Source organism: Ruegeria sp. CF4 (assembly GCF_056537345.1).
Genome location: NZ_JBQFRJ010000001.1, coordinates 261962 through 273886 on the forward strand (window position 1 = coordinate 261962; position 11925 = coordinate 273886).

An 11925-nucleotide genomic window follows, 5' to 3' on the forward strand; every position below is an offset into this window, starting at 1 on the left:
ACGAGCTGAAGCGTCAGCTCTGGTCTCTCATCTGGTTCAGCGCGGGACGCAGGTTATCCAGCGCGTAGCCTGCCTTGCTGGTGGCATCGAGAATGTCATCCGTGCTCAGCCGGTCGCATTGCCCAAACGCCCAGACCACCGAACACCGCGTTCCCGAGGCGCAATACGCCAGGACAGGTCCGCTGCAATTCTCAGCCATATCGCGCTGACGGGCGACATTTTCGGGCGTCATTGTTTGGTGCGTCAATTCCAACACCTCGTACTCCAGCCCGGCGTCGCGCACGGCCTGACCGATTGCATCGGATTGCTGATCCGGCGGCACCTCGGAATTGGGTCGGTTGCAGATCACCTTGACAAATCCTGCAGCGGCGATGGCTGGCACGTCCTCAACCGTGATCTGAGGCGAGACGGCGTAGCGGGGGGTAATCGGTCGAATCTCCATGGCAATTGCTTAGGCCGCGTTTGCGATCCTGTCCAGTTGTGCCCCCACCTTCGGGGCCGCAAACATGCCTGCGATCATCGCAATCAGGAACACAATTCCGCCAGCACCGCCATAACTCAGCGACGCCATGGCTGGACCCGGGCACAAACCCGCTAGCCCCCAACCAACACCGAACAGTACCGAACCGACAACGAGACGGCGATCAAGCTCCACCCGCGGCGGGGCGGGGAAGGTGCCGCCAACCATCGGGGCCCCGCTTCGTGTCAGCCGCCACGCGACCAGCATTGGCAGGATCGCTCCGCCCATGACAAAGGCAAGCGTCGGGTCCCAATTGCCGAACACATCCAGCCAGCCCTGCACCTTGGTGGTGTCGGTCATGCCTGAAATCAAAAGACCCGTACCAAACAGAGACCCTGCGAGGAAAGCAAACAGTCCGCGCATCAGATAACCCCCAAAGTATGGCGAAACAGAACAACGGTCAGCCCGCCCGCCAGAATATAGAAAACGGTTGCCACGATACCCCGAAGCGAAAACCGAGAAATGCCGCAAACCCCGTGTCCCGACGTGCAGCCATTGGCGATGCGGGTGCCAACACCTACCAACAGGCCAGCCATGATTACGATGGCCATGTCACCCGTCAGATGGGTCTGCGACTGCGGCACGATCAGCGGGCGCAGCAGAAACGGCATCAGGATCAGCCCGGCCAGGAATGCCAGTCGCTCAGTGATCACGCTGCGGTCATTGCGTTCGAGCAACCCGCCAAGGATGCCGCTCGCGCCCATGATGCGACCGTTGCAAAGAAGATAAACGGCGGCGCCTAGTCCGATCAGAAGCCCTCCGACCAGACCCCAGACCCATTCAATCATCATGGTCGATTCCTCTTACTTTCATGTGTCAAAGTTTGTTGACCGGGATCTTCATGAAGACGTCGCCCTTTTCATCCGCTGGCGGCATCTGCCCAGCCCGCATATTCACCTGCAATGACGGCAGGATAAGGCGTGGCATCGCAAGTGTTGCGTCACGGGCGTCGCGCATCTCGACGAATTCCTCGACGCTGCGGCCCTGACCAATATGGATGTTCAGCGCCTTCTGCTCGCCCACCGTGGTCTCCCATGCATACTCATCCCGGCCTGGGGCCTTGTAGTCATGCCCGACATAGATGCGTGTTTCATCCGGTAAGGACAGGATCTTCTGGATCGAGGCATAAAGGTCGGCCGACGATCCGCCCGGAAAATCGCAGCGCGCGGTTCCGAAATCAGGCATGAATAGCGTGTCCCCCACGAAGGCGGCATCGCCGATGACGTAGGTCATGCAAGCAGGCGTATGCCCGGGCGTGTGCAGAACGTCCCCGCGCATCTGCCCGATGTGAAAGCTGTCGCCTTCGGAAAACAGCGCGTCGAACTGGCTGCCATCCCGCTGGAATTCGGTCCCTTCGTTGAACACTTTGCCAAATGTGTCCTGCACAACAACGATGTTCTCGCCAATCCCGATTTTCCCGCCCAATCTCTCCTGAAGGTAAGGTGCGGCCGAGAGATGGTCGGCGTGAACATGGCTCTCCAAGATCCACTCGACCTTCAGCCCGTTCTCTCGGACATACTCCACGATTTGATCCGCCGAGGCTGTATCGGTGCGCCCGGAAGCATGATCAAAATCCAACACGCTGTCGATAATGGCGCAGGCTTGACCTTCGGGTTCTTGCACGACGTATGACACGGTGAAGGTCTGAGGATCGAAAAAGGCTTTCACAATAGGCGTCATGAGTTCCTCCGAGGGTTTCAGTACATATAGTAATAGTGGAATATGATGCAAGTTCCAAATCACGATTTGATGTCTGTCAAGGCAAACCGTCTGTTGTTTGTATATCCTTTAAGCGACCTGCGGCGTATCGCCAATTTTTTGCAGGGTCTTGGCAAGAATTTGCGATACGTTGATCGAGTCTCATGCTGATCTTATTTCTGTTACGTAAATGAGGCAGACTGGCATTTAGTGGGAGGACGCAAATGACTGCTCAGGATCTCTACACCGAAGCGGAACGTCTTGAACAAAAGCTTCACGGTGCATGTCTGGACACGCGGCTGGAACTGCAACCTTGTGTCAGCGAAGTGTTGGACAAGATGCGCGCGCGGGGCGTTCAGATACCGTCGCGGCTGCGGCGGCTTGACGCGGCGCTGGTCGAGGATGCGCTGGAAGCGCGGTTTGACAATATGCCGGTCTGACCGGAGTGGTCACCCAAAGGAAATCCCGAGGATGACCAGCATCAAACCGATAACGGACAGGAATAATGACGCAAGGTTCCAGGGCAGAACTGCCTGAACCGCTGCGCGCAACTCGTCATCCGTAAGGCCGGATTTGCGCGCCTTCATCACACGCAGGATACACCAGACAAGGCCGAGCAACCCGGCCAGCGATAGGGCGGCTCCGCCCCAGACGATCATGTCGAACATGGTATCTTAACCACCCTTCTGAACTGAGACCGCGCTTAGCGGATCAAAGAACGCCAGACAAGCCTGCCATATAGAAAGCAAGCTTGCGGTCGGGCGGACGGCGATGTATCCGGCAAACTGCCCGGTGATCCGGTATCATTTTCAGCCCTTGGGAGACACACAGATGGAAGATATCACCGAAGATCAGGCCGCAGCCAACTACCGCGTGACAGCAGGTGAGCTGCGCCAGTTCGTCGAACGGTTCGAACGTCTGGAGGCTGAAAAGAAAGACATAGCGGATCAGCAGAAAGAGGTCATGGCCGAAGCCAAGGCGCGCGGCTACGACACTAAAGTGATGCGCAAGGTCATCGCACTACGCAAGCGTGACAAGGACGACATCGCTGAAGAGGAAGCGGTGCTTGAAATGTATAAAGAAGCGCTTGGCATGTAGCGCGCGCCTTCAGGGTTTAATGAACCGGATATCTGGCATGCTTTGCAATCGTGCCAGATCCTGTTCATAGAGCTCTGTAAAGGCGCTGACGATACCCTGATCCCAGCCGGTCAGCTCAACTTCTTCCTCGATCGCTTCGATTTGTGCGTGTTCCTGAAAGATCTTCGCCAGTTCGGCTTTCAGACCGGCGTCGTTGGGCAGTAGGCCCTGTCCTGTCAATTGCTGAAGTTCCTGTTTTCCAGCAGCGGACAAGAGAGACGACAAAAACTCATACTCCGATTCCAGTGGCGTATCTTCGGGCAATCCCGCCAGCATCCGAGCGAGATCACCCCAGATCAACGGGGAATCTTCATTGCTCCAAAGCGTTATCTTCACATCAGGCGCCAAGTCGCGCACATCTTCGATCATAGTGAGCCAGCTCAGGCAGCTCAGGTCGGTTGATCGTAGGATGCCTTCCCGTTCAGCTGGGGAGAGTGACATCAAAACCTTCGGAATATAGCTGCCGGGATTGCGCAATCCGACAAATAGCTCGACCGTATCTTCCGCAAAAAGCTGATCGAGCAGCGCCAACCGTTTCCCGGCCTGCGAATAGAACTGCCCGTCCATTAAGGCGGTTGTTCGTTCGCCGATATATTCTGTACTGGACAGCACGGCGCGGTTAATCTCACGCGCTTTCGGGACGATTTTCCGAAATCTTCCGAGCGTTATTTCGGCAGGCGGCCTGTCGCCAACCGGTCCCAAAGCCGGTTTGAACGTGTTTTTGTAAGCTCGGCCACCCCAATACGCCGCGCCATGCTGTCCTATGGCCTTTGCATTTGTCTGGAGCAGCTTGAGCAGAGTGCCCTGGTCAGTAAAGTGCGCTCCGGCGTGGATGGCCACTTGCATCGATTTGTTCCCTCCATCCGTCCGGTCGTGCCAGTTGGGTTACAGCCTGCCTTCGACGCAGTCAAATTGCTATTCTGAAGGTTGATTTTCTGATGAACCGGCAGAAAAGCAGTCGCGTATTAAGATCACGCAAAAATTCGCACTTGCAGTCGCTGGCCCAAGGCATTAATCGGCTCCCAGTGCCCCTATAGCTCAGCTGGTAGAGCAACTGATTTGTAATCAGTAGGTCCGCGGTTCGAGTCCGTGTGGGGGCACCACTTCTAGCCAAGTCCTCCCTTCTGCCCTTATTCCTTGGTTTGATGCGCTTTACGTATTGGACAAGACACGCGTAGACACGCACATCAGTAAGGCGCGAATGGCTCTCCATATTAAGATCAAGCACATCGATAACTCATAGTGAACACTACATCACAACCCGGGTCTGATCTGCGGTTTAAGCCGCTTGGATTTATATCCCCAGATTCAGTGGACAGACAAATGGATCAAGATGTGATATAATCACCACGTGCCCGAAATGGGTGCCCTAAGGGGAGAAACCCACCGTCTCACAAATGGTAGAGAGTGGAGGTGGTGTGAGGGGCTGGATGAGGGGGTCTTGGCCAGCCCCTCTCTCTTTGGGGAAGCGGAATGGTGATAGCTGCCCGTTGAAGGCCCATTAGCAACTACGATTGAATACTGAAATTGAGGTTGTCCTTATGGCAGTCTCTGGTCGAGGTTGGCAGATAGCCGCCGCTGCTTCGCGTATGGTGCAGTTTCTTGCTTACATGGCCCCAGAACTGCATGGCGGGCTTTGGTGCGCCAGAGGTCGGACTTAGGGTGAAATCGCCTTATTCCTGTCGCAGCCGGGTCAAAGTTCGATGGATACAATCAACAAAAGTGAACCATGCACCAAGATTGAGCAGTCAGATAAAATGCTGTCAGACCACATCATCGCTGGCTCCAAACTGGAGCGATGCTTCCGAACCTACGATCCCTGGGTCGTCGTCCTGCAGGCCGTATTCGTTACCTCTTTTAGTCTGATCGGGTTGGCCGTGAGCATGCTGGCTTATCGGACTCTGGAATTGCCCAGCCTGCCTTATCTTTGGCAGTTGATTATGTCCTTATGTGAGTAAGCGTCAGGTTATCCTGGCGGCTTTGCATCTGGCGTCATCCTAGAGTGCGATTTTCATTTTTGTGAGAAAATATGCCGTGGATGTGAACTGCATCACTGATCGGTTCAATAAAATCTTTCATAAACGAGATGTTAACGAGTGAACGTCTCTTTTGTTTCGGACGTTATGTTTTTCATAATCCTCCCTTTTTATTGGGCGCGCTGTACAAAAGCGCGCCCTTCTTTTTCGTGACGCCCATGGGGGATCTGATGGCCGGTAATGCTCAGACAGGGAACCCGAGTCGCTTGATCAGGTTCCAGATGTCATTGTTCGCTGTAGAGAGTTGTGCGACCACGTCCTCGATCTCTTTCATGGCCTCGTCATCCACCGTATCTTCGCGCCCCAGCTTGATATCGGTCTTGCGGTCGGCGATGCGCATCAGGATGGTCTTGGGGTTGCCGCTTTCCTGGTCGAACGAATAGATGCAGTGATTGTATTTGTTCCGGACCGACGACAGGCGCGACAGGCGCTGGGTATGTTTGAGGATCGGATCGCGTATTTCAGCGGGGCGGCCCTCCATCTTCGCTAGGCGCTCGACAAGATCGATGCGGGCGCGAGTCGTGTTCAGGGTCAGAAAGATGATGACGGCCACGTCCTTGTTGGATCCGGTCAACCCCGCGATCAGATGGATCAGCAGGCTTTCCGTGTTCGTCCACATATAGTTCAACCGGCCCACCAGAAGGATAAGCCGGTCAAACCGGGTTTCGAAGGCTTCATCCAACAGGGGCATTGCGCGCCTCATTGGGCGCGACCTCGAAATAAAAATGCGCCGCAGCTGTTCGGTTGCTGACGTCGATCTTGCCCGAGACGTTATGCATATGCAGCTTCACAGTATGCTCGGTTATACCCAGTTTGGCAGCGATGGCCTTGTTGCTTTTGCCCTGAGCGACCTGTCTCAGCACCTGTTTTTCCCGGCGGGTGAGTTTGGCATAGAGCAGCAGTTTCTCGGGTGATCGGGTCCGGGTAGCAGGCTGCTTTTCGATCGGCGCATTTGCCGCGTCTTGCAAGGCGGCCATGCTGTCGGCCAGGAAACAGGGCAGGTGTAACTCTTCATGCATCAGCAGACGTAAAATTGCGCGCCATACGTCTGGGGCGACATTCATCGGTAGATATCCGATATTGCCAAACCGCGCGCGGTCCCAGTGTTCGAACAGAAAGCGGGCCGGGCTTTTCTTGCGATAGGCGAAAGCCAGACACCCGGCCTCGGCCAGTTTTGTATATTCGGCGGGGCGGGATAAGAGATCCTCAATCATCATCTGGTCCACGACGATGATACGTTCGGCGGGCGAGTTCGCTTCGTTTTCCGCCAGGAGCGAATCCAGGTTCTCGTAGCGTGCTGCGCGCACGCCAAATTCGTTCTGAACACTTCTCAGGGTTTGGTTGGAATAAAACAGTTCCTTGCCAATAAATGCGATCGAAAGTTCTTCAGGGTATTCAATCTGACCACGTGAGTCATCTTGCAATGAGATATTCACTGTCCTTCCCCCACTAATAAAAGCGCCAGCCGCTGGAATTGAAATTGGGTGCAGGTTCAGCCGGCGCGAAACGGTAACGTAAATAGTCAAATTATCATTTGATCATAGCTGAAAGTACGAATTTCAGCAAGGGAACGCGGGAAATTGAGGCGCTGTTATAGAACTTTTGATCAGGTCGGAGTTTCGAAATTTGTCTGTAACTTTCTGAAATAAAACAGTGAATTCTTCAAAGCGCAAAAATGTTCTTCATTCCCCACAAGGTTTGCCCTTTCTAAAGGCAGTTTCTTAAAAAACCACTTTTTTAACAAAGAGTTGCCACATTTAATGCTTTCGGCCAGCTATGCACACCCTCGCATCGCTGCAAACATGACCCTGCTTCAATTGGCGAAGTTTCATTGAACCTGGCATGCCTGCGGCCCGTTTATTTCAACGACATCCCCGTGGACATGGAATCGGCTGGGCCGAGAAAGGGGGACTGACCAGACAGAAGACCAGAACTGCCGCATAAGCGTCCGTTGTGACGCTCTGTGCGTGAAATCTGTTTCAACCGCGCCTGTAGCCGCTTTGTAGATGAATGGCGGTCCGGTGCTTCAGTAAAAGTGGAATTTATTATGGAACGCAGACTAGCTCCTGTAGCGGACGTCCAAGAGATTATCGATGATCAGGACCCTGTTGTAGATGAACCATCGTCAGAAGAAGAAGTAGAACTGTCGGTTGAAGACATTAACGCTCAGCAGCAACAGCAGCAGCAGCAACAAGGTGATGACAGCAACACCAACGGTGGCGACGATAGCAACACCAACGGTGGTAACGACAGCAACACCAACGGTGGCAACGACAGTAACACCAACGGTGGTAACGACAGCAACTCGCAGTCAAATGGTGGTGACGACAGTAACACCAACAACAACAACGCATCGGTCGACATTGATTTCTCGGGCGGTGAGTGGATCCCGCGTGATGACGACAAAGTTGACGTCGACATCAAAGATGTAGAAGGCGATGTTGGTGACGTGATCACCGCGGGCGACGATGTGAATTATGATCCGGGCGACGATATCAACATCGATATCGATCTGAGCGGCCCCGGAAATGACTTCGCATCAATCAACAGCCAGTATGCGAGTCTGAACGACAATGACTCTCTGGGCAGCGCAAGCGTAGTGAACTCGGGTGACTTCACCCAGAGCGGCGACGCAAATGGCGGTGAGGCCTATGCCGAAGACGGTATCGACGTAAATACCGACGGCGGTGACTCGGGTGATGGCGGCATGAGCTATGGCGGTGACGCATATGGCGACACCAATGGCAGCCATTCACTGGCCCTTGGTGGTCATTCCGGACATGCCGATGGTACGGCATCCGGCGGTAATGGTGCCGCTTCTGGTAACGCCAATAATACCAGCGTTGGTCTTGGATTGTCAGGTGCGCATGCTGATGGCAACAGCGCGGGCGGAAACGGTGGAAACGCCGATAACGATTCCGGTGCAGTCAATCTTGGCGTAGCGGGTTCCAATGCAGAATCCACCGGTGGTGAAGGCGGTAACGCCGGATCGATTGGTCTGGGTCTGGGTCTGGGACTTGCCGGATCTAATGCCGAAGGCGACGCGGGCGGTGGTGACAACGCCTCTGGTTCGCTTGCAGCTGGTCTGGGACTGGCGGGAACCGACGCTTCGAACGGTAATGCTGATGGTGGAGATGGCGACGCGCAAACCAGCGGTAACGCCGACAACACCAGTGAAGGTACCAACGAAGCCAATGATTCATCGGCTGGCGGCAATATCGGCCTTGGTCTGGCAGGCGCAGGCGCGCTGGGTGCCAATGACGGGTCCGGTGGCAACGGCAATGGTGGCCAGGGTGATGGCGGCCAGGGCGACGGCGGTAACGGAAACGGTGGTTCTGGCGACGGTGGAAATGGGCCTGGTGGTGACGGATCAGGTGGTCCGGGTACCGGTGGGAACACGGGTGTAATTGAAGAAACCGTGCCATTCCTGCGTGTTGCGCCGTTGGTCGAAGAGCCCGGCGATGAAGAAGAAGAGGGCGAAGAAGAATCTGCCGCAGCTGGTGTTTCGACAGGTGATGCCAACGGTACAGGTGGAAACGGACCCGGCGGTGACGGATCTGGTGGTGCCGGTGACGGCGGTAACGGTCCTGGCGGCGACGGCGACGGTGGCAACGGTTCCGGTGGTTCCGGTGACGGTGGCCAAGGTGGCGGTCAGGCCGACGCGGATGCCGACGCAAGTGGCGTTGGTGACCAGACTGCAGCCGGACCAGTGATCGCGCAGACACCTGGCGATATCGACGGCATGACCTCGAACTGGCAAGCTCCGGACGGATCTGGTGGTGCTGGTGGCACCAACAATTCCAACGGTTCGGCTGATGCCGATGGTACCGGTACGTCAACCGCTGAAGGTACTGGTGGTGACGGCGGAACGGCCAACCCGGACGCAAGCTCGGCCGGTAGCGGTGCGGGATCTGCGGATGCGACCAACGAAGCCGGAAACGGTGGCGCGGCCGACTCCTGGGCAGATGCAGCCAATGACGGCTATGCAGAAAGCCTGGCCGAAGCGATTGCCGGATACGGTGGCGATGCTATGTCCGACAATGACGCGACATCGACTGGTACCGGTAGCGGAACAGGTACCGCGACATCTGGCGCAGGTGGCGCAGGTGGTGCTGCCGCTGCAACTGGCGGAACCAGCGGTGACGTCATGGGTACCTCGACCGGTGGTGCAACCACAGGTGCGACAAACACCGGTGGCGAAGCTTCGGGTGCCTATTCCGGCGCTGGCGGTGCAGGCGGTAACGCCGGCAGCTGGGGTTCGGACAATGGCGGTGACGGTATCGTCAACGGTGAGTCCTATGCTTCTGCAGCGGCCGTCGTCGACACATCGGCCTTCAACCAGTCGATCGTTCAGGGTGCCAACGTGCTTGGTAACTCGGTCGATACGACCATGGTTGGTGGTTCGATGACCTCGAGCTACTCGAGCGACGACACCGACGTGTAAGGCGCAAGTCTCGGGGGCCGCATTACTGGCCCCCGCACAAATGAAAACGCCGGGGCCGCATGATGCGGCCTCGGCCCAGCAAATCCAGAGCCGGAAATTTCCTGCCGGTGACGGAGTTAGGGGTCATCGAAATGTCATTCGATAGTGTTACCGAAAAGATTGCACACTTTATTGGAACTTTTGATCTTACGATTGAGCAAGCCCGCCTGAGGGATCAGTACGAAGAGTTCACCGCGATGCGCCGCAAGGCCGAGCTGGAAGAACTGGAAGACCCCATCAAAATCAGAGTCAAAGCGGAATTGGATCTGGATCCGGGTAAGTATGGCCCACTGTCCTATCTGATCAACACGCCTCCTCCTAATCCTGAGTTGCCACCTGACGTCGAGGGCCCGGCGCTTCAGACAGTGGTCGCTCTGCCACCACCGCCTGCGCCCGGCTCACCGTTGCCTGATGCCGCAATGGCCGAGGCTGCTCAGGCCGTTATCATTCTTGAACCCCAGCTTGTGACCGAGCTGATCGGATCGGCTGTGACCTATACGTTCCAGTCGATCTTTTTACGCGACAACGACGTCGTCGGTGAAGGCGACTTCCGCGATCCCGAGCAGCTGACGGCTTTGGCCGAAGCGGCAATGGAGATCGCGATGTCGATGCACGCCTTCTCGAGCCTCTCCTTTGCAATCTCGGATTACCTCTCTGTCGAATATGTCGAAGACATGGCCGAACAGATGCTGGCTCCGGTCCATGCCGAGGTCGAAGGTGCAGTTGTCTATCAATTCCACGGCGAAGACGCGATGGGCGTGATCGTCAACGGCGAGTACGTGGATGAAGCGCCGGTTTGGGAGGATCTTCTGCCCGCACATCATCAGCCAGAGGACGAGGAAGAAGATGCATCCCCCGATCCGTACCCGGTAGAGTGGGATCAGGATGCAAATCCGGAATTTTCCGACGGTCATGAAGTGATTGTAGGTGGCAATCTGGCCATCAATGCAGTTTCCGCCACAGTCGCCTGGGTCGATGCGCCCTACATTGCGGTTGGCGGTAAGTCGATTGAACTGACCATGGTCAGCCAGGTCGCCGTCGTTTCTGACATGGATGAAGGTACCAAGGGCGAATCCGGTACAAAAGTCGTGCAATCCTCATCGATTGAGGTCGAAGGAAACGCCGCCTATTGGGTTTCGGAAGGCGGCGAGGATGCACCGGGTCTTGTGCACGTCGATTGGATTCACGGTGATCTGATCGTGGCGAATTTCGTCAAACAGACGATCGATGCCACAGATATCGACCATATTGAAACTGAGATCTCTGCCTCGACCACGCTATACGCGATGGGCGACAATGAATTGGTCGACGTGACCAACATCCTGCAATTGGGCAGCTACTATGATCTGGTCATGATCGACGGAGACATGATCTCGGTCGATGCATTCGTTCAAACGCTGGTGCTGATGGACGATGACATTGTGACCGGCGGCCTGCCTGAACCGCTGGGCGGTTCGGATGAAAACCTCGTGATGAACGAAGTCTCACTGCTCACGGAAGGGGAAGACACCCATGAACTGATGCAGGCGCCGATGGCTGAGGCCATGGCGCTGAAGGAATCGGACATGGAAGCGTTGGAAGATGCGCTGATGAACGATCCGATGTTTGCGGGGATGGAACAGATGCGTGTCCTGAAGGTGGACGGTTCACTGGTTCAGCTGAACGTTGTGGAACAGTCGACCATGCTCGCGGATCAGGATGACGTACATCTGAGCGGCCCGAACGCCGATGAGACTGAGGTGATCGCGGGCAGCAATGCTCTGCTGAACGCGGCGAACATAACCAAGGCCGGGGTCGACTCGGTGGTGATGGCTCAGGACGGATCATATTCGGATCTGCTCTTGCATCAGGCCAGCCTGATGGACATGCCCACAAACGAGGAAATCTCTGAAATGACCAATGAGGCGATTGCCGCCCTGATGGATGAGATGGGGATGCCGGGCCATGGTGCTGAGATCGGGCCAAATGGCAATGATCTGACGCCAAGCGAGATGGCGAATGCTTCGGATGGCCTGCAAACCATGTTGGCCTGAGTTTTCTGTACATTACGA

12 protein-coding genes and 1 tRNA gene are annotated in these 11925 nt (G+C 55.8%); 5 read left to right on the forward strand and 8 right to left on the reverse strand.

The window, feature by feature from the left end; translation table 11 throughout:
- Window positions 1-13: 13 nt before the first annotated feature.
- From ACR0NF_RS01265 to ACR0NF_RS01280, 4 genes are read right to left on the reverse strand one after another with little or no spacing between them, the layout of a single operon-like run.
- Window positions 14-442, reverse strand: coding sequence for a protein tyrosine phosphatase family protein (locus tag ACR0NF_RS01265; RefSeq protein WP_480657169.1), 429 nt, complete (start codon window positions 440-442; stop codon window positions 14-16).
- 9 nt (window positions 443-451) lie between these two features.
- Window positions 452-883, reverse strand: a complete 432-nt coding sequence (locus ACR0NF_RS01270) for a DUF6691 family protein (protein WP_480657170.1) — start codon at window positions 881-883, stop codon at window positions 452-454.
- Window positions 883-1311, reverse strand: coding sequence for a YeeE/YedE family protein (locus ACR0NF_RS01275; protein WP_480657171.1), 429 nt, complete (start codon window positions 1309-1311; stop codon window positions 883-885). The genes ACR0NF_RS01270 and ACR0NF_RS01275 overlap by 1 nt, the downstream gene beginning before the upstream one ends.
- A 25-nt stretch (window positions 1312-1336) precedes the next feature.
- A complete protein-coding gene (locus ACR0NF_RS01280) occupies window positions 1337-2200 on the reverse strand; it encodes an MBL fold metallo-hydrolase (RefSeq protein WP_480469262.1) in 864 nt (287 codons plus the stop codon).
- Between the two features lie 242 nt (window positions 2201-2442).
- On the opposite strand from ACR0NF_RS01280, the gene ACR0NF_RS01285 reads away from it, so the two are divergent.
- Window positions 2443-2658: a hypothetical protein gene (locus ACR0NF_RS01285; RefSeq protein ID WP_480469263.1), complete on the forward strand. Its 216-nt coding sequence runs from the start codon at window positions 2443-2445 to the stop codon at window positions 2656-2658.
- A 9-nt stretch (window positions 2659-2667) separates the two neighbouring features.
- Here the strand turns inward: ACR0NF_RS01285 and ACR0NF_RS01290 are convergent, their stop codons facing one another.
- Window positions 2668-2886 carry a hypothetical protein gene (locus tag ACR0NF_RS01290; protein ID WP_480469264.1) on the reverse strand — a complete coding sequence of 73 codons (219 nt, stop codon included), beginning with the start codon at window positions 2884-2886 and terminating at the stop codon, window positions 2668-2670.
- Between the two features lie 163 nt (window positions 2887-3049).
- Here ACR0NF_RS01290 and ACR0NF_RS01295 point away from each other — a divergent pair, with 163 nt between their 5' ends.
- Window positions 3050-3316, forward strand: a complete 267-nt coding sequence (locus ACR0NF_RS01295; RefSeq protein ID WP_480469265.1) for a DUF2312 domain-containing protein — start codon at window positions 3050-3052, stop codon at window positions 3314-3316.
- Window positions 3317-3325: 9 nt separating this feature from the next.
- On the opposite strand, the gene ACR0NF_RS01300 is transcribed toward ACR0NF_RS01295, so the two are convergent.
- A complete protein-coding gene (locus tag ACR0NF_RS01300) occupies window positions 3326-4201 on the reverse strand; it encodes a hypothetical protein (RefSeq protein WP_480469266.1) in 876 nt (291 codons plus the stop codon).
- A 181-nt stretch (window positions 4202-4382) separates the two neighbouring features.
- Between ACR0NF_RS01300 and ACR0NF_RS01305 the strand changes: the two genes are divergently transcribed.
- Window positions 4383-4458: transfer RNA gene (locus tag ACR0NF_RS01305), tRNA-Thr, on the forward strand.
- 1117 nt (window positions 4459-5575) lie between these two features.
- On the opposite strand, the gene ACR0NF_RS01310 is transcribed toward ACR0NF_RS01305, so the two are convergent.
- Together ACR0NF_RS01310 and ACR0NF_RS01315 are read right to left on the reverse strand one after the other, a co-directional pair.
- Entirely contained in the window at window positions 5576-6082 is a 507-nt protein-coding gene (locus ACR0NF_RS01310) for a hypothetical protein (RefSeq protein ID WP_480469275.1), read from the reverse strand.
- Entirely contained in the window at window positions 6066-6827 is a 762-nt protein-coding gene (locus ACR0NF_RS01315) for a helix-turn-helix transcriptional regulator (RefSeq protein WP_480469276.1), read from the reverse strand. Before ACR0NF_RS01315 ends, ACR0NF_RS01310 begins: the two co-directional genes overlap by 17 nt.
- A gap of 611 nt (window positions 6828-7438) precedes the next feature.
- Between ACR0NF_RS01315 and ACR0NF_RS01320 the strand changes: the two genes are divergently transcribed.
- Together ACR0NF_RS01320 and ACR0NF_RS01325 are read left to right on the forward strand one after the other, a co-directional pair.
- Window positions 7439-9835, forward strand: coding sequence for a beta strand repeat-containing protein (locus ACR0NF_RS01320; RefSeq protein ID WP_480777640.1), 2397 nt, complete (start codon window positions 7439-7441; stop codon window positions 9833-9835).
- 131 nt (window positions 9836-9966) lie between these two features.
- Complete coding sequence (locus ACR0NF_RS01325) at window positions 9967-11907, forward strand: type I secretion protein (protein WP_480777641.1); 1941 nt, start codon at window positions 9967-9969, stop codon at window positions 11905-11907.
- Window positions 11908-11925: the final 18 nt, after the last annotated feature.

What these genes read in the sequence shown, in the direction of transcription:
- ACR0NF_RS01280 (WP_480469262.1), bottom strand. Translation starts at nt 2,200, where the DNA reads ATGACGCCTATTGTGAAAGCCTTTTTCGATCCTCAGACCTTCACCGTG.
- ACR0NF_RS01265 (WP_480657169.1), bottom strand. Translation starts at nt 442, where the DNA reads ATGGAGATTCGACCGATTACCCCCCGCTACGCCGTCTCGCCTCAGATC.
- ACR0NF_RS01275 (WP_480657171.1), bottom strand. Translation starts at nt 1,311, where the DNA reads ATGATGATTGAATGGGTCTGGGGTCTGGTCGGAGGGCTTCTGATCGGA.
- ACR0NF_RS01285 (WP_480469263.1), top strand. Translation starts at nt 2,443, where the DNA reads ATGACTGCTCAGGATCTCTACACCGAAGCGGAACGTCTTGAACAAAAG.
- ACR0NF_RS01310 (WP_480469275.1), bottom strand. Translation starts at nt 6,082, where the DNA reads ATGCCCCTGTTGGATGAAGCCTTCGAAACCCGGTTTGACCGGCTTATC.
- ACR0NF_RS01290 (WP_480469264.1), bottom strand. Translation starts at nt 2,886, where the DNA reads ATGTTCGACATGATCGTCTGGGGCGGAGCCGCCCTATCGCTGGCCGGG.
- ACR0NF_RS01270 (WP_480657170.1), bottom strand. Translation starts at nt 883, where the DNA reads ATGCGCGGACTGTTTGCTTTCCTCGCAGGGTCTCTGTTTGGTACGGGT.
- ACR0NF_RS01325 (WP_480777641.1), top strand. Translation starts at nt 9,967, where the DNA reads ATGTCATTCGATAGTGTTACCGAAAAGATTGCACACTTTATTGGAACT.
- ACR0NF_RS01295 (WP_480469265.1), top strand. Translation starts at nt 3,050, where the DNA reads ATGGAAGATATCACCGAAGATCAGGCCGCAGCCAACTACCGCGTGACA.
- ACR0NF_RS01300 (WP_480469266.1), bottom strand. Translation starts at nt 4,201, where the DNA reads ATGCAAGTGGCCATCCACGCCGGAGCGCACTTTACTGACCAGGGCACT.
- ACR0NF_RS01320 (WP_480777640.1), top strand. Translation starts at nt 7,439, where the DNA reads ATGGAACGCAGACTAGCTCCTGTAGCGGACGTCCAAGAGATTATCGAT.